Annotated in this window: 19 protein-coding genes and 1 pseudogene; 12 read left to right on the top strand and 8 right to left on the bottom strand. The window is 69.2% G+C overall.

The features are described 5' to 3' along the window. Window positions 1–53: 53 nt before the first annotated feature. From AC4BGC_RS14110 to AC4BGC_RS14090, 5 genes are all read left to right on the top strand, one after another. The gene (locus AC4BGC_RS14110; protein WP_490556331.1) at window positions 54–932 is read left to right on the top strand and encodes a TIGR04255 family protein; all 879 of its coding nucleotides are present in this window, start codon (window positions 54–56) and stop codon (window positions 930–932) included. Then, window positions 929–1744: a hypothetical protein gene (locus AC4BGC_RS14105; RefSeq protein ID WP_490556330.1), complete on the top strand. Its 816-nt coding sequence runs from the start codon at window positions 929–931 to the stop codon at window positions 1742–1744. Before AC4BGC_RS14110 ends, AC4BGC_RS14105 begins: the two co-directional genes overlap by 4 nt. 82 nt (window positions 1745–1826) lie before the next feature. Then, a complete protein-coding gene (locus AC4BGC_RS14100) occupies window positions 1827–2468 on the top strand; it encodes a Fic family protein (protein ID WP_490556329.1) in 642 nt (213 codons plus the stop codon). Between the two features lie 704 nt (window positions 2469–3172). After that, window positions 3173–4525: a dihydroorotase gene (locus AC4BGC_RS14095; protein WP_490556328.1), complete on the top strand. Its 1353-nt coding sequence runs from the start codon at window positions 3173–3175 to the stop codon at window positions 4523–4525. Next, the gene (locus AC4BGC_RS14090) at window positions 4522–5538 is read left to right on the top strand and encodes an asparaginase (RefSeq protein ID WP_490556327.1); all 1017 of its coding nucleotides are present in this window, start codon (window positions 4522–4524) and stop codon (window positions 5536–5538) included. The genes AC4BGC_RS14095 and AC4BGC_RS14090 overlap by 4 nt, the downstream gene beginning before the upstream one ends. A gap of 9 nt (window positions 5539–5547) precedes the next feature. Here AC4BGC_RS14090 and AC4BGC_RS14085 read toward each other — a convergent pair whose 3' ends face one another. From AC4BGC_RS14085 to mgtA, 4 genes are all read right to left on the bottom strand, one after another. After that, window positions 5548–5766: a hypothetical protein gene (locus AC4BGC_RS14085; protein ID WP_490556326.1), complete on the bottom strand. Its 219-nt coding sequence runs from the start codon at window positions 5764–5766 to the stop codon at window positions 5548–5550. A gap of 136 nt (window positions 5767–5902) precedes the next feature. Then, complete coding sequence (locus AC4BGC_RS14080; protein ID WP_490556325.1) at window positions 5903–7120, bottom strand: Dyp-type peroxidase; 1218 nt, start codon at window positions 7118–7120, stop codon at window positions 5903–5905. Beyond that, window positions 7117–7665 carry a copper chaperone PCu(A)C gene (locus AC4BGC_RS14075; RefSeq protein ID WP_490556324.1) on the bottom strand — a complete coding sequence of 183 codons (549 nt, stop codon included), beginning with the start codon at window positions 7663–7665 and terminating at the stop codon, window positions 7117–7119. Before AC4BGC_RS14075 ends, AC4BGC_RS14080 begins: the two co-directional genes overlap by 4 nt. Before the next feature lie 119 nt (window positions 7666–7784). Beyond that, window positions 7785–10457, bottom strand: coding sequence for a magnesium-translocating P-type ATPase (mgtA, locus tag AC4BGC_RS14070; protein ID WP_490556323.1), 2673 nt, complete (start codon window positions 10455–10457; stop codon window positions 7785–7787). Between the two features lie 264 nt (window positions 10458–10721). On the opposite strand from mgtA, the gene AC4BGC_RS14065 reads away from it, so the two are divergent. From AC4BGC_RS14065 to AC4BGC_RS14055, 3 genes are all read left to right on the top strand, one after another. After that, window positions 10722–11171, top strand: coding sequence for an Hsp20/alpha crystallin family protein (locus tag AC4BGC_RS14065; protein ID WP_490556322.1), 450 nt, complete (start codon window positions 10722–10724; stop codon window positions 11169–11171). Window positions 11172–11242: 71 nt separating this feature from the next. Continuing rightward, window positions 11243–11629 (top strand): hypothetical protein, encoded by a 387-nt coding sequence (locus AC4BGC_RS14060; RefSeq protein WP_490556321.1) that lies wholly within the window; start codon window positions 11243–11245, stop codon window positions 11627–11629. Continuing rightward, a complete protein-coding gene (locus AC4BGC_RS14055; RefSeq protein ID WP_490556320.1) occupies window positions 11601–12254 on the top strand; it encodes a TetR/AcrR family transcriptional regulator in 654 nt (217 codons plus the stop codon). Before AC4BGC_RS14060 ends, AC4BGC_RS14055 begins: the two co-directional genes overlap by 29 nt. An 82-nt stretch (window positions 12255–12336) precedes the next feature. On the opposite strand, the gene AC4BGC_RS14050 is transcribed toward AC4BGC_RS14055, so the two are convergent. Genes AC4BGC_RS14050 through AC4BGC_RS14035 form a run of 4 tightly spaced genes read right to left on the bottom strand, consistent with a single transcriptional unit; the run spans window position 12337 to window position 15854 of the window. Beyond that, complete coding sequence (locus AC4BGC_RS14050) at window positions 12337–13194, bottom strand: SDR family NAD(P)-dependent oxidoreductase (protein WP_490556319.1); 858 nt, start codon at window positions 13192–13194, stop codon at window positions 12337–12339. After that, window positions 13107–14249, bottom strand: a complete 1143-nt coding sequence (locus AC4BGC_RS14045) for an acyl-CoA dehydrogenase family protein (protein ID WP_490556318.1) — start codon at window positions 14247–14249, stop codon at window positions 13107–13109. Before AC4BGC_RS14045 ends, AC4BGC_RS14050 begins: the two co-directional genes overlap by 88 nt. Next, window positions 14242–14661 (bottom strand): Zn-ribbon domain-containing OB-fold protein, encoded by a 420-nt coding sequence (locus tag AC4BGC_RS14040; protein ID WP_490556317.1) that lies wholly within the window; start codon window positions 14659–14661, stop codon window positions 14242–14244. Before AC4BGC_RS14040 ends, AC4BGC_RS14045 begins: the two co-directional genes overlap by 8 nt. A 5-nt stretch (window positions 14662–14666) precedes the next feature. Beyond that, entirely contained in the window at window positions 14667–15854 is a 1188-nt protein-coding gene (locus tag AC4BGC_RS14035) for a thiolase family protein (protein ID WP_490556316.1), read from the bottom strand. Window positions 15855–16057: 203 nt separating this feature from the next. Between AC4BGC_RS14035 and AC4BGC_RS14030 the strand changes: the two genes are divergently transcribed. From AC4BGC_RS14030 to AC4BGC_RS14015, 4 genes and pseudogenes are all read left to right on the top strand, one after another. After that, window positions 16058–18658 carry a CaiB/BaiF CoA-transferase family protein gene (locus AC4BGC_RS14030; protein ID WP_490556315.1) on the top strand — a complete coding sequence of 867 codons (2601 nt, stop codon included), beginning with the start codon at window positions 16058–16060 and terminating at the stop codon, window positions 18656–18658. Between the two features lie 88 nt (window positions 18659–18746). Beyond that, entirely contained in the window at window positions 18747–20294 is a 1548-nt protein-coding gene (locus AC4BGC_RS14025) for an ABC transporter substrate-binding protein (RefSeq protein ID WP_490556314.1), read from the top strand. 25 nt (window positions 20295–20319) lie between these two features. Further along, the gene (locus tag AC4BGC_RS14020; RefSeq protein ID WP_490556313.1) at window positions 20320–21267 is read left to right on the top strand and encodes an ABC transporter permease; all 948 of its coding nucleotides are present in this window, start codon (window positions 20320–20322) and stop codon (window positions 21265–21267) included. Beyond that, window positions 21264–21446, top strand: a pseudogene (locus AC4BGC_RS14015) (hypothetical protein); the annotation flags it as partial. The gene AC4BGC_RS14020 and the pseudogene AC4BGC_RS14015, both read left to right, overlap by 4 nt. Between the last annotated feature and the right edge of the window lie 75 nt (window positions 21447–21521).

Genomic DNA, 21521 nt, shown 5'->3' with positions numbered 1-21521 from the left:
GAGACCGTTAGTACACCTACAGTAGGCTTACAGTCCCCACGAAAGACGAGTTGATGCTGCACCTCCAACATGCAGACCACACGCCCCTGCCCGCGCCCTCCCTGCCGCTGGTGGTGGCCCAGGCGCGGTACGCCGGGGTGCGCCGGGACGTCTCGGCCGAGGTGGTCAAGGGTGTGCAGGCGCGGCTGCGCCGTGCTGCGGGGGTGTCCCTCGACCGGGTGCAGGAAGTGACGTCGACCGACATCGTGATCAGCCCCGGTGTTGCGGCACCATCGCAGACGTCGCAGACCGGTGTGCAGCTGGCTACCACCGACGGGCAGTGGCAGGCGACCGTAACCGCGGACTGGGTCTCGCTTGAGGCGCAGTCGTTCCGCAGCTACGCCAAAGAATTCGCGCCCCTGCTCGGCACACTTCTCGCGGCGGTCACCGAGCTCCTCGAACCCGTCACGGTGACGCGGACAGGACTGCGGTTCGTCAACGTGCTGAGGCCACCCAAAGCGGACGCCGCTACACACGCGGCGGGGGCGCCGAGTGCCTGGGGCAGATGGATCCGCGAGTCGCTGATCGCGCCTGCGAGCGACGGGTGGCTGCGGGACGGAGTGCTGAACTACACCCAGCAGATGCTGCTCGAGGTCGAGCCCCAGACGCGCGCGACCGCATCGACCGGGACGCCGATGCGCTGCGGGGTGCGGTCCGGGCCGATCGATGAGCAGGGAAGCGGGTTCCTGCTCGACCTCGACAACTTCGCCGAACCGCAGTCGGTGTGGGACTCCGCCGCCGTGCTGGACTTGTTTGCGGACTTGAACGAGTGCGGCGTGGCGTTGTTCCAGCAGCTGGTCACCCCGGAGATGCTCAACCACCTGCGGGGTAAGACCTCGGGTGGCAGTGTCACGAACGTCGCCCGCACCACGACGGGGGAGGAGCAGGGATGACCATGACCATGACCAGCAACGCGCTCCCGGCGACGCCCGCGCCCAAGGACTCTGCCGCCTTTCTCGAGGAGCCGTTCGCCTGGGCGAACGACGCGACGTACGTGACCGTCCCGGTGGGGGCGGTCAAGTCCGAGGCGCTGGAGGCGCTGCTGCGCCGCTCGATGCTGGTGGTCGAACAGGTGACGCTCGAGCTGGCCCGTGAGGGTGCGCTGCGTGCGGCCATGCGCCTGGGATCGCGAGCGGCCGCCGAGGCTGCCGGCGGCGCCAGGTCACTGGTCGCGTCTCGGGTGCATCCGGCACGGGCCGAGGGCGTCAGGGGCGTCGAGGACACCGGGGACGTCGCGGTGCGGACCGTGCACCCCGGCACCGAGGCGCTGGACCAGCTGCAGGAGTGGCTGGGTCTGCCGTTGGACGACATCGTCGCCGTGGCCGGCCTGTCGGGCTCGACGCGCCAGTTCTGGCGGAACAACCCGACCGCGGCGGTCCGTCCGTCGAAGGCGGGTCGGCTGCTGCGGTTCCGCACCGCGGTCGGTCTGCTGGTCGGCACGGCGGGCCTCGAGCAGGCCCGTCACGCGCTGCACGTCGAAGGCTGGTTGCAGCCGCTGGACGAGTCCCGGCTGGTGGCGTTGGAGGCGCGCGTGCGCGAAGAGCTCTCACCGGGTCCGCTGGTCGCGCCGCCGGGTTTGGAAGGCCTGAGCCGCGAGCAGTTACTGGCCGCATCCGCGCCGTCAGGGGAGGCTGAGCAGCGGCGCCTTGAGTCGGCCCGGGACGCCTCCGCGGTGCCGCCCCTCTCGGAAGATGACGAGGGGTAGGGGCCGAAGCCCCGGTCGAGGCCGCAACCAGCGCGGGCGGGGTGCCAAGAAGGCCAGCAACAAGGCTGCAGGACGCGACGCTGTGCCGTTCCCGTGGGACGAGAAAAAGCACGACAAGCGCATCACCGCGAACTTCACCCAGATTGAGACCGATGCCCGCTCCGCCGCCGTCTCCGGTGTGCGGCCCACCTCGGCGCTGGTCCTGGATTGGCACACCAGGTCCCTGGAGGGCGTCCCGGTGGCCGAGCCTTGGGTCAAGGGCCACTACCGCGGCCAGGGCCCGCCCACCTCGATGCTGTACAGCTGCATCAACCACGTCGACGGGGTGCTCGGCGCCATGCCGAACCACGTTGCGCGCCGGGTCACCAAGACGTTCACCGAGCTCGACGCCCGCCTCGACGCGCTCGATGCCCGCATGGACGCGGGAGCGACCGTCACCGACGTGTACGCAGACGTCCTCGCGGCGTGTGCGTGGCTGCACGGCGAATGGATCCGCATCCACCCGCTGGCCAACCACAACGGGTCCACGGCGCGGTTGCTGACGGTGATGGTCGCGCTGCGCTACGGCATCCCGATGAGCCTGCCGGGCAAACCGCGCTCAGCGATGCCAGGCCCCGGCCTGCACCTGAACTACAACCTTGCCTCGGGCAACCAGATGCACGGCGACGACCAGCTCATGGTGACATTCCTCGACCAGGTCGTGCGAGCCAGCCTGCAGCCCTAGGGGACCGCCACGTCCGCGATCGATCAGCTGTCGCTGCCGTGTGCTTCGATCCAGCCATGAGCAACGGGTGGCAAATGCCCTGGCAGACGCCTTGCGGGGCGGGGGACTGGCGACGTTCAACGAGCGGATCGCAGATTTGCGGGCTCCCCCCGCTACCAATGTGATGTCGCAAGACATGGGAGAGATCCGAACCCTCACTGGGGGTTCGGATCTTTTCTGTTTCTGGGTTGGTAGTCGCGGCGTGGGTCGATGGTGAGCTCGCGGAGGAGCTCGCCGGTGGCGGCGTGGACGACTCTGACGTGGAGGTCCTGGACGAGCAGGATGACGTGGGTTCCCTTGTTGGTTCATCCGATGCCGATGTGGCGGAGTTTGCCGTGGACGCGCAGGGTCACGGTTTCCGGACTTGTCGACTCTCTCGTGGCGCACGCGGTCGTGCCAGCGGTGGTTGTCCTTCTCGGGTCGTTGGCCCGCGGGTCTTACCCCCGCTGCTTCAATCGGTGCGTGCGTGCCGATCAACTTGCTCCGATCGGAGCGGTCGCGCCTCGTGGTCTCGGCCTAGGCTGCCAAAGCGCGTAGCCCGAACTGTCCGGCAGACCGGACTGGGCGGCGACGTGCAGGTCGTGGACCTGTCGCAGGACGCCCACCAAGGCTGCGGTTCCGTCCCGGCCACCGTTTGATGCCCCTCGTGCCCGACTAGGAGTGACATGCCTGCCGCAGACCTCGTGATCGCCGGGGGCACCGTCGTGGCCCCGGGTGGACGCCGTCGCGCGAACGTTGCCGTTACCGACGGGGTGATCACCTACGTCGGGACCGACCGCCCCAGTGCCCGGGAAACCGTTGATGCCGGCGGCCTGCTGGTCATGCCCGGGGCGGTGGACACCCACGTGCACCTGATGGACCCGGGCAGCCCCGAGCGGGAGGACTTCCCGACCGGCACCAGCGCGGCGGCAGCGTCGGGGGTCACCACCATCGTCGAGCACTCGCACGGCCGGCCGGTCCGCACCGCCGAGGACCTTCGGGGCAAGCTCGACCACCTGCAGGGCCGCGCCAATGTCGACTTCGGCTTGGCCGCGCACGCCTGGCCCGGTCAGACCGACCAGGTGGCGGACCTCTGGCGGGCGGGCGTCTCGTTCTTCAAGGTCTTCACCTGTACGACTCACGGTGTGCCCGGCCACGATGCCGCAGCGCTGAAGTCGCACCTCGAGTCCACGGCGCTGGCTGGCGCGGTGAGCCTGATGCACTGCGAGGACGAGTCCCTCACCGAGAGCGCGGAGAGACTGCTCCACGAGCAGGGTCGCGACGACAACGCCGTGCTCCTTGACTGGCGAAACCGGGACGCCGAGCTGGTGGCCGCCGCAGTCGCTGCTCTGCTCGTGCGACGCACAGGAGCCAGGGCGACCGTGGCGCACGTCAGCAACCCGGAGGTGGCCTCCTACATCGCCAGCGAGCGTGCCCGTGGAGCGATGCTGGCTGCGGAGGGCTGTCCGCAGTACTTCCTGCTGCGCGAGGACGAGGTCCACGAGCACGGGGCACTGCGCAAGTTCACCCCGCCGGCCCGCGCCCGCACCGATGACGACGAGCGGGAGATGTGGGACCTGCTCCGACGGGGCGTACTCACCCACATGTCGACCGACCACGCACCCTCGACGCTCGAGCAGAAGCGGGAGGGGGACATCTGGAACGTCCACTTCGGTCTGCCGGGGCTGGACAGCACGATGGCGCTGCTGCTCGATGCCGCGGCTCGGGGACACCTCGCCTACGAGGACGTCGTACGGGTCTACAGCGAGACCCCGGCGAAGACCTACGGCCTGTGGCCACGCAAGGGCCGGCTGGCCCCGGGCGCCGACGGCGACGTGGTCCTGGTCGACCCTGCCGCCACGAGAACGCTCTCCCACGCCAGCGTCCTCTCGAAGGCGGGCTGGACGCCGTTCGACGGCCGCGAGGTGACCGGGCAGGTGGTGCGAACCTACCTGCGCGGTCGGCTCGCGGCGGAGGACGGCAAACCGGTGGACGACCGCAGCGGGGCCTTCCTGCCCGGCCCCGGGCACCGGGCATGACGAAGCCACGCGTTGCGGTCGGGTCCCTCGGCGGCACCATCGCCATGACGTCGGAGTCGGGCGTCGGAGTCACCCCCACCCTGGCGGCGGACGACCTCGTGGCCGCCGTCCCGGCTCTGGCCTCGCTGGCCACGCTGGAGGCGACGACGCTTGCGGTCATGCCGGGTGCCTCCCTCGGTCACGCCAACTGCCTCGATGCGCTGGCGTGGGCCCGCACGGTCATCGACGGTGGTGCTGCCGGCGCGGTGCTCGTCCAGGGGACCGACTCACTGGAGGAGACGGCCTACCTCTTGGACCTGTTCTGGGACCGAGACGAGCCTCTGGTGGTCACCGGCGCCATGCGCAGCCCGCAGCGCGCCGGCAGTGACGGTCCCGCGAACCTCATGGCCGCCGTCATCACGGCTGCCGCCCCCGCGTCGCGCGATCTCGGCGTGCTGGTGGTGATGAACGACGAGATCCACGGCGCAGCCCGGGTCGCCAAGACCGACACCATGGCACTCGAGGCCTTCCGGTCGCCAGTGTTCGGGCCATTCGGCCGTCTCGTCGAGGGGGAGCCCGTCTACGGCAACCGGCCGACCAGGCACCCGGTCCTGGTGGGGGCGGAGGTGCCGGGGGTCGCGCTCCGGGTCGCTCTGTTGACCACCCATCTGGGGGACGACGGTGACCTGCTGCGGCTGACCGCCGACGCTGGGTACGACGGCGTGGTCCTCGCCGCGATGGGGGTGGGCCACGTCTCCACGGGGGTCGCCGCAGCGGTCAGTGACGTCGTCGATCGGTTGCCCGTGGTCTTCGCCAGCCGCACCGGTGGCGGGACCACCGCCCGGGAGACGTACGGCTTCGTCGGATCGGAGCGAGACCTGCGCGGGCGGGGGGCGGTCGGGGCCGGATGGCTGACACCGGTGAAGGCGCGGCTGCTGCTGTGGTCGCTGCTGCACGGGCGACACGGCCGTGAGGAGATAGCGCGGGAGTTCGCCCTCCGGGGCGCGGCCGCGTTCTCCCGCGCCTCGGGGTAGTCGACGCCTTCAGCTGGAGCCCGCCTGCTGCGCCTCCCGAGCGCGGTGCTTGCCCGAGGCGACCCATCCTGGGCCCAGTGGCACCAGGAGTGCAGCGACGACGGCGGTGGCGTACCCAAGGAGACCGAGCGAGTAGTCGCCCCGGTTGGTCAGTGCCACGGCCACGGCGATGACCAAGGCCGCGACGGCAAGAGCTGCGAGCGAGGCCCACCACAGACTTCTCGACACGCCCCAAGGACGGCCCACTTGTTGGTCTCAACTGGTCGGGCGGCCACACGACCGGCTACGACCTGGAGCCGCGTGACGTGGAAAGGAACCTGAGCACCAGGCAGTCTCTCGTCGTGAGCACCCGCTCCAGGCGCAGTCAGCCCAGCAGGCTCTGACCCAGCCAGGTTGTCTCGGTGAAGCCGGGCAGTAGCGCGAACTCGGCCGAGCCGATGGCCGTGGTCCAGGTGTTGAGGTCGTCCTGCTCGTCGAGTCGCCGTTGCAACGGGGTGAACTGGGCACCGATGTCCGCCTGGTGGCTCAGGAAGATCAGCCCCGCGGAGCGGGCTGGTCCCGGGTCGGTGAAGTTCGCGCCCTTGCGGAAGATGCGGATGCCGGCGTTCTGCGACGGGTGCGACAGACGGGAGTGGGCACCCAGCGGAATGACGAGGTCCCCACGGGCGTCGCGGGCCTCGAGGTCGAGCTCGTCGGTCTCCCGGGTGCCCGAGAGCGGTGCTCCGTGGGTCAGGTCGCGGCCGATGGCGCGCTCCTGCTCGTTCCGGGTGAGCTCGTCCCAGGTGTCGAGGTTCATCGCGATGCGGCGTACGACGACGGTCGTGCCGCCGGTGAACCAGCCCGGCGTGGTGGCCCACACGGTGTCGTCGAACAGGGTGGTGCCGACCTCGGGGTTGCCGGTGCCGTCGACCTGGCCGAAGAGGTTGCGCCCGGTCACCGGGCGCTGACGCTGGTCGCGGCCCCGCCACGAGCCCTGCTGCTCCCACCGGAGGCGGGCGAACGGGCGTGCGTCGAGGAGGAGGCGCCGGGTGGCATGGCTGAGGCTGGTGTCGTCGTCACCGGCGACCACGAGCAGCAGGTCGCCGCCGCCCCAGCGCGGTTGCAGCCGGTCGTGGCGCATCGCCGGCACCGTGCTCAGCCCTGCGGGGCGGGCGGAGGCCAGGCCGGTCTTGTCGAAGAGCCCGGGTCCCCAGCCGACGGTGACCGTGAGGTCGGCTGCCGACTGGGCGAGGTCGGGGGCGGTGTCCCCGGGGGCAGGGCGCCCGGCCGCCAGCGCGGCGATGTCGCCGGTCCACAGGCGCATCAGTCGCGCGAGTGCGTCGGCGTCAGTGCCGTCCAGGAGGTCCAGGGCCAGCAGCCGCACGGCTCGCGGCATCGGCTGAGTGATGCCCGGTTGGTGCGCGCCGTAGGGGCTCACCGTGCGCGGCAGCGCCATCGTGTCGTCGTCGACGGCGACGTCGTCGTGCTTGCTCTGCGCGAAGGTGAAGCCCGCTGTCCCGGCGGCCGCAGCGGCTCCGGCCGCACCCGCCCATCCCAGCAGGTGGCGCCGCGACGGCGCCCCGTCGCGGCCCCCGTCGGTCACGGCTCGGGGGTCGTCGACGGCGAGGGGGTCGTCGACGGGTGGTAGTGGTCCTCCTCCTCGGTGAACTCCTTCACCGGGAGGGTGAGGTCCTCCTCGGTGCCGTCGCTGAACTCGAGGGTGAGGTCGACCTCGTCGCCCGCTGCCAGTGGCTCGGAGAGCCCCATCAGCATCACGTGGTGGCCTCCGGGGCGCAGGTGGACGTGGGAGCCGGCCTTGATCTCGAGGCCCTCCTCGAGCTGCTGCATCAATTTCTTGCCGTCCTTCATCACCATGGTGTGCACCTGGGTCATGTGTGCGGCCGACGACGTGGCGCCCACCAGCCGTACGGCGGCATCGCCCTTGTTCGCGACCTCCATGAAGGCGCCCGTCATCGAGGCGTCCTTGCTGCCCGTCGTGGCACGCACCCAGGCGTCGCTGACCTCCACCCCACGGGCCTTGGCCGAGGGCTCCGGTGCGGCCTCCGTGCCGCAGCCGGCAAGCAGCAGTGCGAGGCCCAGAGTGATGCCCAGAGTGATGCCCGCAGCGGCGGGGCGTAGGCGGTTCATGGGTCCTCTTCTCCTGAGCGACGATGTCGCCGGCAGGATACCCAGAGGGGTATAGGTTCCCAGAGGGTGGGTGGCACCCGCGGGACGCCTGTGCCAGCGCCGACGCGTGCGGGCGACCTTCAGATCCGCTTGAGCAGTGAGGGCGTCCGGATTCGGCCGTGTTCACCTGCGAGCCGCGCCAGGAGACGGTGCTGCCTGGGCTCCGGTGGCGCCGCAGGTGCCGGCCGGGTCTGCGGGTCCGTGGCCCGGCGGTAGAAGACGCGCTTGGTGGCCTCGGCGGAGGCGACGTAGGTGCAGGTGATGCCTGCCAGGACCAGCAGCAGGGTGAGGGATGGGCGGGTGAGCCCCAGGGCGTCGAGGGCGAAGGGCAGGAACGGCAGGGCGATCGTGGTCACGCCCACGACCAGGGAGGTCACCATGAGCGGAGTGCCCGGCCGGCTGCGCCACGCCACCCGCGTGGTTCTCAGGACGAAGAGGACGGCGAGCTCGGTGAGGGTGGAGCCGATGAACCAGCCGGTCTGGAACAGGGTCGCGCCTGCGTCGAAGACCAGGACCAGGATCGCGAAGGTGAGCAGGTCGAAGGCGCTGCTGAGCAGGCCGAAGACGACCATGAAGTTCCTGACCTCGCGCAGGTCCCACCTGCGCGGGTGTACGACGCTCTCGGGGTCGACCCGGTCGGCGGCGATGGTGACGCTCGGGAGGTCGGAGAGGAAGTTGAGCAGCAGGATCTGGCGCGGCAGGAGCGGCAGGAACGGCAGGAAGGTGGAGGCGGCCGCCATGCTGGCGGTGTTGCCGAAGTTCGCGCTGACGGTCGTGTAGATGTACTTGAGGGTGTTGGTGAAGGTCGCTCGTCCCAGGCGGACGCCCTCGACGACCACCCCGAGGTCCTTGTCCAGCAGCACCATCGACGCAGCGCTCTTGGCGACGTCGACCGCGGTGTCGACCGAGATGCCGACGTCGGCCAGGTGCAGGGGCCCCGCGTCGTTGACGCCGTCGCCCAGGTAGCCGACCACCGACCCCCCGGCGCGCACCGCGGTGATGATCCGTTCCTTCTGGGTCGGCGTGAGCTCGGCGAACGCGTTCATCCCGGCGGCGGCCTGCGCCAGGTCTTCGTTGTCCAGGGCGTCGACCTCGGCCCCGGTCATGATGCGCGGTTCGCCGGCACTGAGCCTTCGTGCCACGTGCTGCGCCGAGAGGCGGTTGTCGCCGGTCAGCATGCACAGGCGGATGCCGAGGTCGGTGAGCTGGGTGATCGTCGAGTCGAGCCCTTCCTTGACGGGGTCGTCGAACGCCAACAGGCCGAGGAGGGTCATGCCCTGCTCGTCCGCCGTACTGACCTGCGACTGGTCCGGCAGGGACCGCTCCGCCACGGCGACGACCCGGTAGCCCTCCGCGCTGAGCGCACGGAACTGCTCGTCGTAGAGGTGCCTGACCTCGTCCAGTGCGCGCGTCCCGTCGGGGGTGGCTGCGGAGACGGCCAGCTCCAGGACCTTCGCGTAGGCGCCCTTGGTGATCAGGACGCGCCCGTCGGGTCCGTCGGCGAGGACCGAGAGTCGCTTGCGCTCGAAGTCGAAGGGGAGTTCTGCGACGGCCTGCCACGACGCGTCCGGACGTCCGTTGCGCAGGATGGCCTGGTCGAGCGGGTTGGTGAACCCGGTCTGCAGCGCCGCATTCACCGCGGCGCGGTCGGCGGCTCTTGTGCACTCCTCCCCGTTGAGGTCGAGGGCGGCGTGGAGGGTGAGGCTGCCCTCGGTGAGGGTGCCGGTCTTGTCGGTGCACAGCACGTTCATGCTGCCGAGGTCCTCGATGGCGTCGAGTCGCCGAACGATGACACTCGCACGGGCCATCCGACGCGCTCCCGTGGACAGGCTGACCGAGATGATGGCCGGAAGCATCTGGGGGGTGACCCCGACCGCGAGCGCGAGGGAGAACAGTGCCGCGTCGATCAGGGGGCGGCCGAGGACCACGTTGACCACCAGGATGAACAGGGTCAGCAGGAGCGTCACCCGGGCGAGGAGGAGTCCGAAGTGAGCGGTCCCCTCCTCGAAGCTGGTCGACGGCGCAGCGGACACGAGGGTTCGCGACATCTGGCCCAGCTCGGTGGCCCGACCGGTCACGACCACCACCGCCTCGCCCTGTCCGCTCACCACGTGGCTGCCCTGGAACAGGACGCCGTGCCGGTTGGCGAGTGGGGCGTCTGCCGGGTCCGGCTCCGGGCCCTTGTGCTGCGGATAGGTCTCCCCGGTGAGGGCGGACTGGTCCAGCTGGAGCGAGGATGCGGCGAGGACACGGCAGTCGCACGAAATGACGTCGCCGGCGCTGAGCACCACGAGGTCGCCAGGGACGACCTCCGCGGGATCGATGGACACCACACGTCCGTCGCGCCGTACCTCGACCTGGATCTGCACCTGTTCGAGCAACCCGGCGATGGTCGTCGAGGCACTGTGCTCCTGCCAGAAGCCGAGCAGGCCGCTCAGCACGACGATGCACAAGATGACGCCGGCGTCGATGTGGTCACCGAGGGCGAGGGACAGTACGGCGGCCGCGATCAGGATGAGCACGATCGGTTGGGTGAACTGGGAGCGCAGCTCGTGGATCACCCCTGTCCGGCGCTTCGGCGACAGCCGGTTGGGACCGGAGGCCTCCAGGCGCCTGGCCGCCTCGTCGCTGCTGAGTCCGGCGCGGTCCGCCTCCAGGTCGTCGAGCACCTGGTTTCCCGACGAGGCCCAGTACGCCGCGTCCCCCGGCGCTGGGCGACCGCCGGTGGGCGCTGGCGTTCCGGTCGCTGCCATCGGCTTGTGCGCCCCTTCCCGGAGCCGTCCCCGAAGGTCACGGAGGGCGCCTGTCGCGCTGAACTGCTTCTCCAGCATCGTCGGTCCGGGGTGTGTTCCCAAGGGATCCATCGCCGGCCGCAGCCTGTGGGCGTCTCCGTGCGGGACAGGTATCGGCTCGGTTTGGAATGCAGGTGGAGCATCGGAGTAGGTGATCCAGCTCACAACTCGTCGTGCCGCCCCGACAGCGAGGCAGTGCTCGACTCTCGAGGAAGGTTGTTCGACATGGCACTGCCCAGCCGCCGCAACAGTGACGTCAGGACGTGGAACCCGCTGCAGGAGATGGACGATCTCCAGAGCAGGTTCTCCAAGCTGCTCGAGTCCTCCTTCGGTGACTCACCCAGCCTGCTGAGCGCGTCCTGGGCACCTCCCGTGGACATCGAGGAGACCGACGACGCCTTCGTCGTCGAGGCCGAGCTCCCGGACGTGAAGGCCAAGGACGTCAACGTCGAGCTCGACGACAACCGGCTCACGATCCACGGCGAGGTCAAGGAGCGCGAGCACAAGGGCATCCTGCACCGGCACACCAGGCGGACCGGGCAGTTCGACTACCGGGTCGACCTGCCGGGCAAGGTGCAGGCCGACGGCGTGGATGCCTCGCTCAAGGACGGGGTGCTGCGGCTGACGATCCGCAAGAGCGAGGCGGACAAGCCGCGGCGGATCGAGATCAAGTAGCTGAGAGAGCTACGTGCCGTGGCTCGGCGCGGCGGTCCGGTGCGGACCGGTGTCCGTCGAGGAGTGCGGCCGTGACCGAGGCCGCGGACGCCGAGGTGCCCCAGCGCAAGGGCAGCCCGGTGATGCTGGTGCTGATCGTCGTGGTGGTGATCCCGTCGGTCCTGGTCGCCAATGTCCTCGGCGCCGGCGCGGCGGCGATCGTCGGGGGACTGGTGGGGATGTTCTCCCTGGTCACGTTCATGGGGGGTCCACTGCGGGCGGATCTGCGTCTCGCCGGTCTGATGGCCGTTGCCGCTGCCGTCGTCGCCTCCGCTGTCCACGGCATGGCCCGCACCCTCACCCCGGACCTCAACCGCGCCGCGATGGCCGTGGTCGTCGCGGCAGCCGTGGATGGGGCCGTGGTGCTCTGGGGAGCCCTACTGTGTCTGGGTGACCGACGCCCCGGAGCCCGTTTCTGACGCCGTGGCGCGTGGCTCGCGGCGCAGGGAGCGCACGCGCGCCCTCCTCGTCGACGCGGCGGAGCAGCTGATGTCGCAGCGGGCGCCCGAGGAGATCAGGATCGAGGACGTCGCCGCGCAGGCCGGGATCTCGCCCGCGTCGGTCTACGTGCACTTCGGGACCAAGGACGCGCTGCTGGCAGCGGTCACCGAGCGGGTCCTGGCCGTGGCCACCGACGCGCTCCGGTCGGCGTACGCCGCGGAGACCTCCCCGCTCGAGCGGTTCGCGGGGGTCGGCGCCGCCTACCTGCGGCTCCTGCTCGACCACCCGGTGGTGGTGAAGTACCTGACGGTCACGGGTGAACGTGGTCCGCGCACGCCCGTCGAGGACGAGGTGGTCGCGCGGTTCAGCGAGCTCCGGCGGGAGTTCGAGCAGAGCATCCGCGAAGCAGTCGAGAGCGGCGCGATCCGGCAGGTCGACCCGGAGCTGATGTCGTACTTCCTCTTCGGCGCCTGGAACGGGGTCGCCGCGCTGGCGCTGCGCCGCGACGCCCTGGTGCTGTCGCCCGAGCGTGTCGAGCAGGCCGTGATCGAGGCCGGGCTGGTGCTGCTCGAGGGCCTGATCGGACAGTCCGGGGAGGACTGAGCGCTCGGCCACCGGCTGAGCCCAGTCGGGAGCCGAGCTCGATGGTGGGCCATGGCACTGCCCGCACCAGAGCCCCTCATCCTCAGTAGATGGAGGGGTCGCGTCCGCCCCCGTCGACCCGGATGCGTTGCCCCGTGATGTAGCCCGAGTCGTCCGACAGAAGGTAGGCCACCGCGCCGGCGATGTCCTCAGGCCGGCACACCCTCCCGAAGGGGGCTTGGGCGTCGAGGTCAGCCAGGGTGCCGTCCGACGTGGCTTCCACGAGACGCCGTCCCATCTCGGTGGCAACCAGCCCGGGGGCCACGATGTTGGCGCGGACTCCGTGCCCGCGCTCTTCCCAGGCCAGCGTGCGGATGCAGCTCTCCATGGCTGCCTTCGCCATCGTGTACGGCGCGGTGCCGGCCGGTGCCGTGTCGACGTTCGTGCTGGAGATCATGATGACGTCGCCGCGGGGGCTGCTGCGCAGGTCCTCGATCACCTCATGGATCAGGTTGATCGGTCCCAGCGCGTGCACGCGCAGCTGGGTGAGGAAGTCGCGCTCCGACGACTCGACGACCGTGGCGCCGCGGCTGGCGACGCCGGCGTTGCTGACGACAGCGGAGACTGGACCGAGATCCCGCCGGATGTGGCTGACCATGTCGGCGACCGCCGCCGGGTCGTCGATGGCGGCCTGGAAGACCCCTGCCGTGCCACCGGCTCGGCGGATCTGGTCGACGACCTCACGCGCCGCCTCGGCGTCGCGCCGATAGTTGACGGCCACGGTCGCACCGTCTCGACCGAGCCGCTCGGCGATTCCCCGGCCGACTCCACGGGACCCACCAGTGACCACGACGACTCGACCTGCCAGGGTGCTCAACCCCCCACCACCGATCGGCCGATCAGGTCCTTCATGACTTCGTTGGCGCCGCCGTAGATGCGCTGCACACGTGCGTCGCGCCACATGCGGGCGATCGGGTATTCCTCCATGTATCCGTAGCCTCCGAACAGTTGTAGTGCCCTGTCGTTCACGTCCCACTGCAGATCGGTCGCTTTGTACTTCGCGCCGGCAGCCTCCACCGGCGTCAGTTCACCTGCGTTGAGTGCGACCACGCATCGGTCGACGTAGGACTCCATGACCTCGGTGTCGGTGTGCATCTCCGCGAGCGCGATGCGCACCGACTGCAGCTGCGCGAGGGGTGCCCCGAAGGCGATCCGCTGGCGAAGGTGCTCCACGGCCAGCTGGGTCGCACGGCGCGCCGACGCGACTGCCGAGACCGCGAGCGACAGACGTTCGCGGGGGAGGTTGGCCATCGCGCTGGCGAACCCGCGCCCGGGCTCTCCGATGATGTTGTCGAGGGGCACCCGCACGTCGTCGAAGGCCAGCTCGGCAGTGTCCTGGCCCTTGCGCCCGATCTTGTGCATGGGCTTGCCCTGGGTGAAGCCCGGCGCGCCGGCCTCGACTGCGACGAACGTGGTCCCTCGTCCGTCCCGTTCCCCGGTACGCGTGAGCACCAGGGCGAGGTCGCAGGTGCTGCCGCCGGTGATGAACGTCTTGGCTCCGTTGATGACGAGCTCGTCGCCCTCCCGTCGGGCCGAGGTGGTGATCGCGGCGAGATCGGATCCGGCGCCCGGTTCGGTCATCGCGAGCGCGACCACCAGCTCGCCCGAGGTGAACCTGGGAATCCACCGGTTCCGCTGGGCGGGGGTGGTCAGATGTCGTAGGTAGGGAGCGATGATGTCGTTCTGCATGGTGAACGTGTCGCCCGCCGTGCCGGAGGCCACGACTTCCTCGGCCATGACCGCGTTGTATCGGAAGTCCTCCAGGCCCAGGCCGCCGTGCTCGGGAGAGAACTCGAAGCCGAGGTATCCGGCCTGACCGGCCGTTGCGACGAACTCTCGATCGGGGGTCCCGGCGGCCTCCCAGGCTTCCACGTTCGGAACCGCCTCCCTGTCCAGGAACGTGCGGAATGCCGTGCGGAAGGACCGGTGCTCTGCATCGAAGATGGTCCTACGCATCGTTGACCTCCACGGCGAGCGCCAGAGGCAGGGCTTCCCCGTCGTCAGGGGTGGCGAACTCGATGCGGAGCTCCTGTCCCATGGTCACGGCCGACGGAGCGGCGCCCCACAAGCGCGTCTCGAGCCACGGCCCCTCCTCGAGCTCGGCGATCACCATCACCCGCTCCGGTGCTGTCCCGTTCGCGGCCCGAGGAAGAACGGTCCAGGAGACCACCCGGGCGCGTCCGCTTGCGGGGGTCCACTCCAGGTCGTCGGCACCGCACGCAGTGCAGACCTGCGCGGTGAGAGGCGACCAATGCCTGCATCCTCGACATCGGGGGAGGACCAGGCGGCCGTCGGAGGCTGCCTCGAAGAACTCTTCGGACGCCGCGTCGCGCCGGATCGGTTCGAGACCCGCTGGGTCGATGGTCACGTGCTTCATCCCTTCGAAGGTGGGAGTGGGCTCAGGATGAGGGTGCTGTGGAAGTCGAGAATCCCTCCGTTGCCGCTCACCAGGACCACGTCGTTCTTCGCCACTTGTCGGTCGCCGCCGTGCCCGCGGGCCTGGATGACGCCTTCGGAGAGCGGGGTCATTCCCCACATGTAGTAGCTGGAGAGCTGTCCGCCTCCGGTGTTGACCGGCAGAGAGCCTCCGGGCGCCGTGGCGCCGCTCTCCACGAACGGTCCACCTTCACCGCGCGGACAGAAGCCGTAGTCCTCCAGTGAGAGGATCGTGGTGAAGGTGAAGCAGTCATACAGCTCGGCGATGTCGACATCGGTGATCGATATCCCGGCCATCTCCAGGGCAGCCGCCCCCGATGGGCCGCCGGAACCTTCGAGCCCGAACGCGGAACCTCGCTCGCGTGTTCGTCCAGGGTGCGACTGCCCCCAGCCGAGAAGGTGTACCGGCGGTTGCTGGAGCTCGGCTGCTCGCTCCGCCGTGGTGACGAGCACGGCTATCGCGCCGTTGCTGACGAGGCAGCAGTCGTAGAGATGGAGGGGATCGGCCACCATCCGGGAGTCCTGGTGATCCTCCAGGGTCAATGGCTCGCGGAACTGCGCGAGGGGGTTCAGCGCCGCCCACGCCCTCGTGGCGACAGCGACTGCGCCCAGCTGCTCACTGGTGGTGCCGTACGCGTGCATGTGCCGCCGCGCTGCCATCGCGTACATCGTGGAGGCGCCACGTGTCCCGCTCGCGTAGCCGATGGCCGGGATCCCGGCTGGGGCCCTGCCCTTGCCCGTGTAGGCGGAGCCGGTGCGTTGCCCGGCCTGCAGAGGGGCGTCGCTGAAGACGCAAGCGACGGTGCTCGCGAGACCACTCGAGACGGCCAGAGCGGCGTACTGCACCATGTTTCCGGCTGATGAGCCGAAGGCCTGCATCTCGGACTGGAGCTTCAGGTCCCGCAGACCGAAGTCCCTGGCGGCGTACATGTCTGTGCCGCCGTAGAGCCCGGCATTGGTCAGGAGGCCGTCCACGTCGGACATGCCCAGGCCGGCGTCGGCGACGGCCAGCCTGACAGCCTCCCCGGCCAGCTGCGCCGGCGTCTTCCCGTAGACCTTGCCCAGGCTGGTCATACCGAGCCCGGCGATCACTGGTTGCAGCTGTCTTGGGGTGTTCGAGCTCACCGATTCCTCCACTCGCCGACGCGGGTCGCGTCGGTCGCCGTCATCTTGGCCCGCACCTCGGTGCGCGGCCCCGAGGGAGTTCGAGGTTTGTGAAAAGCCACAAGGAAACCCGCACGAGTTGGGCACTTCGTTACATGGCGGGCGGGTTGCTCTGCCCCTAACGTGATGCGTCCCACACCTCCCTGCACGAAACCGGAGAACCGATGCCCTTCTCGCCCCTGGCCGACGTCCGGGTCCTGGACTTCACCTGGAACGTCGCAGGTCCGACCGCGACCAAGGTGCTCTGCGAGTTCGGTGCCGACGTCATCAAGGTGGAATGGCCCGAGCGTGCCGATCCCGGCCGGAACTTCTCCTTCTCTCCGGTCCAGGAGGGAGTCATCGACAGCAGCGGCTTCTTCGCCGACCTCAACATCGGCAAGCGCAGCCTGACGGTGGACACCAAGAGCGAGTCCGGACGGCAGGTGATCGAAGGCCTGATCCAGCGAAGCGACGTCTTGATCGAGGCGTTCTCCCCGGGAGTGATGGCCAGCTGGGGCTGGACCCACGAGCGCATGCTGGAGCTCAACCCGAACCTGATCTACCTGAGCCTCTCGGGCTTCGGTCACACCGGCCCCTACGGCCGCTACGTCGCGTACGGGCCGACGGCGCAAGCAGCCAGTGGCGTCACGCACGCCTCCGGCGAGCCGGGGCGGCCTCCCGCCGGGTGGGGCTTCTCCTACCTCGACGTCATGGCCGGTTACCAGGCGAGCTGGGCCATCGTGGCGGCCCTGCACCAGCAACGCGCCGGCCGCGGTGGTCAGCGGATCGACCTTTCCCAGATCGAGACCGGTGCCTCCATGATCGGAGTCCTACTGCTCGACCAGATCTCCAACGCGACGATGCTCGACGGGCCAGGGTTTCCCCCCGGGTGCCGAAGCAGCTGGCCCGGCGCCAAGGTCGACGGGTTTCGTCTCGAGGTCGGCGCTCCCTACAACATCTACCCCACGAGCGACCCCGGTCATGACGCGTTCTGCGCCATCACGGTTCTCGAAGAAGACCAGTGGCACGCACTGAAGGCGGCGATGAGCTCACCGCAGTGGGCCGAAAGTGCCGACTTCGGCGACCTGGAGAGTCGTCTCGCGCACCAGGAAGAGCTGGATCGCCGCATCGGTGAGTGGACCCGCGGCCACGGGAAGTACGAGCTCATGGCCCTCCTCCAGGCTGCGGGCGTGCCGGCCGGTGCCATGCAGACCGGGCGGGACCGGCTGGAGCGAGATGAGTCCTTGGCGGCGCGTGGCGTGTTCGGGACCAGGTGTCATCCGGTGGTGGGGGAACACCGGTTCACGTCGATCCCGTTGCGTGTGGACGATCGCCCCGTGCCGGTTGCGGAGCGCTGGCCGATCCTGGGACAGGACACCTATGACATCTTGACCGGGCTGCTGGCGAAGTCGCCCGACGAGATCTCCCGGATCGAGGCCGAGGGAGCGCTGTGGCCGACCGGCGACAAGCCCGTCGGGGCTCCCGTCGCACCAGGTGTGGGCAAGCAGGTGCGCGACCAGCAGGGAGACGCTTCCGGGAGGGGCGCTCGGGCCGAGCACGTTGCCGCGGACGCCAGCCTCGACCCCTCTGCGCTTCCTCTCAGCGGTGTCGTGGTCGTCGAGCTGGATGACGGCGTCGCGCAGTACGCCGGGAAGCTGATGGCCGACCTGGGTGCCGACGTCATCAAGGTGGAGCCCCCGGCTGGATCTCCGGCTCGACGGAACGGGCCGTTCCACGGGAACGCTCCGGGTCCCGAGCGGAGCCTCGGCTTCTGGTACTACAACGCAGGCAAGCGCTCCGTGGTGCTCGATCTCGACACCGATGACGATCGCGAGCGCCTGGCATCGCTGGTCGCGTCGTGCGACGTGCTCCTCGACGGTCTCGCGCCCACCCGGTCCGATGCGCTCGGCCTCTCCGCGCTGGCCGGCGCCGCTGCGGGAGCCGTCCATGTGGCGGTCTCCAGGTTCGGACGGACGGGTCCGTGGCGGGACTACCGAGGTTCGGACCTGGTCTCGCTGGCGCTCGGCGGGGTTGTGGGACAGACCGGCTACGACGCAGTGGGGGACGAGCCGGCTCAGCCCATCGCTCCGACGGGCGGCCAGGCCGTCCACTACGCGGGCGTGATCGCCGCGACTGCTGCGGTGGCGGCGCTGCAGCAGGCGCCTGGCGACCGCGTGCGCGAGATCGATGTGGCCGTCCACGACTGCATCGCCCTGTCCACCGAGATTCCCCTGTCCTTGTGGGAGTTTGGCAAGACCGAGGTGCGCCGCCACACCGGACGACACTCGGCAGCGGCTCCGCACACGCCGCAGTGGCAGCATCAGTGTGCGGACGGAGCCTACGTCTGCGCGCTCCCTCTGTACCTGAACGATCGGCGGTTCCAGGCGCTCCGGGACTGGTTCGACGACGCGGGGGTCGCGCACGATCTCGCTCACCCGCGATACTCCACCCACAAGCTGCGGGAAGAGAACCTCCACGCCCTGGCAGGCGAGTTCGCCAAGTTCTGTGCCGTCCATGACTCGGACTACGTCTTCCACGAGGCGCAGCGTCGCTCCATCCCCTGGGCCAAGGTCATGAGCGCGGCCGACCTGGTCACAGACCGGCACCTGCACGACCGCGGCTACTTCACACCGGTCTCCTCCCCCGACGGCGACCAGATTCTCTTCCCCCGTCCTGCCTGGACCGGTATGGCAACCATCTTCGACGCAGACAAGGGGGTGGAGATCCCGGGACTGGGTGCAAGCACCGAAGCGGTGACGGGCATCGCCCTGGGTCGACTCCACTAGAGGAATCACGGCAGCACCGACATCACACAACTGACGGAACCACGAACGCGCTGACTGCTCGGGCCATTGCGCGAAGGGAGACAGAAGAATGATCAGAGTCAAGGCCTGGGGTGCGAAGGCATGCGCCATCGGACTGGCGGCCGCACTGCCGCTCACACTGGCGGCATGTGGGGAATCCTCGAACAGCAGCTCCAGTGAGGGCTCGGTTCTGCGGTACGGGGTCGACCTCACCCCGATGGGAGGTGCTCAGTTCGACCCGCTCAACGACGGCAAGTCCCTCGTCCCCAACCGCAACTCGTGGAACGACCTGATCTTCGACCGCCTCATCTACCGCGACGAGGACGGCTCCCTGCAGCCCGGACTGCTTCAGGAATGGAAGGTCGTGGACCCGTTGACCCTCGACGTGACGGTTCGCAGCGGTGTCGAGTTCCAGGACGGCACCAAGCTCGACGCCGCTGCGCTGAAGTTCAACTGGGACCGGGCCATGGCCGAGGAGTCGCTGGCCAGGCCGGCCGACTTCCAGAACGTGACCGGGGTCGAGGTGGTCTCCGAGAACGTTGCCCGGATCAAGTACTCCTCACCGGCCACGGCGTTCACGCTGAACAACACCTTCGTGCTCTCGCGCGGGTTCGGCGTCATCGCCTCACCGACAGCGGTGAAGAAGCTCGGCGCCAAGTTCAACAGCAACCCGGTCGGCGCCGGTCCGTACAAGTTCGAGTCCATGGCAGCGGGGCAGAAGCTCTCGCTGCGCGCATGGGACGGGTACTGGGAGCCGAAGAACCAGAAGCTGGATGGCGTCGACTTCATCCAGACCGCTCGCGGGGCCGCCACCATGTCGGCCCTGCAGTCGGGACAGATCGACCTCGCCAGGATCACCGAGACCGACGTCCCCGCCCTGGAGTCGCGCAAGGGCCTGACGACAGTGTCCAAGCCGGGGACCGAGGTTCTCTACTACTTCGTGAACCTGACCAGGCCGCCCTTCAACAACCTCGCGGCCCGCAAGGCGCTCTCCTACGCCTTCGATCGAGGCGCCATCAATGAGGCGGCGTACGGCGGGCGCGGCGTCGAGACTGACACGCTGTACTACCCGGGTTCGCCCTTCCACGTCGACGGGCTCGAGAGTGCCCCCGCCCATGACCCGAAGAAGGCCGCGCAGATGCTGCGTGCCGCCGGGGTGCCCGAGGGCACCACGATCGGTGCGCTGGTCCAGAACATCCCCGAGATGCAGGCCGGTGCGGAGGTTCTCCAGGCTCAGCTGAAGGAAGTGGGGATCAACCTCAAGCTGAACGTCACACCGAACTTCGTGGACGAGATGCTCAAGAAGCCGGACAGCCTGTTCGCCTCCACGATCAACTACAACCTCCCGGCTTCGTTCCTCAACTCCAACGGCACCTACAACATGGGCTACAAGAGCGAGAAGTTCGAGCAGGCCACCAAGCTGAGCCTGGGAGCGGACGACGAAGCCGCACTGAACAAGGCGTACTCCGAGTCGCAGCAGGCTCTCCTCGACGATCTCCCGATCTTCTTCTTCGCGCAGGAGCCTGTGACGCTGGGAATGTCCGACAAGGTCAAGGGGGTCGGTGAAGTGCGCAGCGACCTCGAGGGTCCCGTGCTCGCAGGCGTGTACCTGAAGTGAGCTCGCCGACGAGAGGTTTGTTTCGGTGCTAGGTCTGCTGGCGAGGCGGCTCGCTGGGTTCGTCCCGATCCTGCTCCTGGTCACCTTCGGGGTCTTCCTGTTGACCGAGCTGATCCCGGGTGACCCGGCGGCCACCCTCGCCGGCGGGACCGACGCGACGCCCGAGGCGATCGCCGCCGTACGGGAGTCGCTGAACCTCGATGCGCCGATGCTCGAGCGGTACTGGATCTGGCTGGTCAACGTCGTCCAGCTCGACCTGGGATCGTCGATGTTCTCCGGCACCACTGTGGGTTCGGACATCCTGGCGAAGGCCCCGGTGACCCTGGGGCTCGTGCTGGGGGCTGCCGTGGTCGCCTTTCTCATCGGCGCACCGCTGGGCCTGATCGGCGGTATCCGGCCGGGAGGGGCCGGTGACCGGGTCGGTCGGGTCGTCGCGGCCCTGGGCAGCGGAATCCCGAACTTCTGGCTGGCCGCTCTGCTCATCATCGTGTTCGCGGTGACGCTCGGATGGCTCCCTTCGTCGGGGTACGTCGGCCCGACGACCTCGTTCACCGGATGGCTGCAGTCGATCTGCATGCCGGCGGTCGCGCTGGGTGTGTACCTCTCGTCCCAGGTCAGTCGCCAGCTGAGGTCGGCTCTTGCGGCCCAGCTGGACTCCAACTACGTCCGGTCCATGTGGGCCAAGGGGGCCCCGCCCCGGTCCGTGATCCTCAAGCACGGGGTGCGCGGCGCTGCACCTCCCGTGGTCACCGTGCTCGGTGTGGAGCTTGCCCACCTCGTGGGGGCCACCGTGATCATCGAACAGATCTTCTCCATCCCAGGGCTGGGCAGCTACCTGTTGCAGGGAGCCCTGACGCGCGACCTCCCCGTCATCCAGGGCGTCGCCCTGGTCTTCGTGGTGATGCAGATGTTGATGAGCCTGGCGGTCGACGTGAGCTACGGCCTCCTCAATCCCAAGGTGAGGTCCGCATGAGCACGCTCGACGATGGAGTCGCACGGACTCCCCAGACGCCAGGTGCTCGTCCGGGACGTGCGCGGGCACTGCGACAGGCGATCGGACACCCGCAAGCGATCATCGGCGGGGGAGTGCTGCTGGTGATGGTGTTGGTCGCTGTGTTCGCACCGCTCATCTCTCCGCACAGCCCGTCTGCGCAGAATCTCTCAGGAGCCTTCAGCACTCCGGACGCGAAGCATCTGCTGGGTACCGACGACCTCGGGCGTGACCTC

Source organism: Nocardioides sp. Z38_18, assembly GCF_058215695.1.
Note: the sequence above shows the minus strand (reverse complement) of the source record. Positions and strands in the feature narration are given on the sequence as shown.

Excerpts from the sequence above, each read along its gene's own strand:
- AC4BGC_RS14030 (WP_490556315.1), top strand. The coding sequence starts at position 16,058 with ATGCCCTTCTCGCCCCTGGCCGACGTCCGGGTCCTGGACTTCACCTGG.
- AC4BGC_RS14090 (WP_490556327.1), top strand. The coding sequence starts at position 4,522 with ATGACGAAGCCACGCGTTGCGGTCGGGTCCCTCGGCGGCACCATCGCC.
- AC4BGC_RS14025 (WP_490556314.1), top strand. The coding sequence starts at position 18,747 with ATGATCAGAGTCAAGGCCTGGGGTGCGAAGGCATGCGCCATCGGACTG.
- AC4BGC_RS14105 (WP_490556330.1), top strand. The coding sequence starts at position 929 with ATGACCATGACCATGACCAGCAACGCGCTCCCGGCGACGCCCGCGCCC.
- mgtA (WP_490556323.1), bottom strand. The coding sequence starts at position 10,457 with ATGGCAGCGACCGGAACGCCAGCGCCCACCGGCGGTCGCCCAGCGCCG.
- AC4BGC_RS14075 (WP_490556324.1), bottom strand. The coding sequence starts at position 7,665 with ATGAACCGCCTACGCCCCGCCGCTGCGGGCATCACTCTGGGCATCACT.
- AC4BGC_RS14095 (WP_490556328.1), top strand. The coding sequence starts at position 3,173 with ATGCCTGCCGCAGACCTCGTGATCGCCGGGGGCACCGTCGTGGCCCCG.
- AC4BGC_RS14045 (WP_490556318.1), bottom strand. The coding sequence starts at position 14,249 with ATGCGTAGGACCATCTTCGATGCAGAGCACCGGTCCTTCCGCACGGCA.
- AC4BGC_RS14110 (WP_490556331.1), top strand. The coding sequence starts at position 54 with ATGCTGCACCTCCAACATGCAGACCACACGCCCCTGCCCGCGCCCTCC.
- AC4BGC_RS14065 (WP_490556322.1), top strand. The coding sequence starts at position 10,722 with ATGGCACTGCCCAGCCGCCGCAACAGTGACGTCAGGACGTGGAACCCG.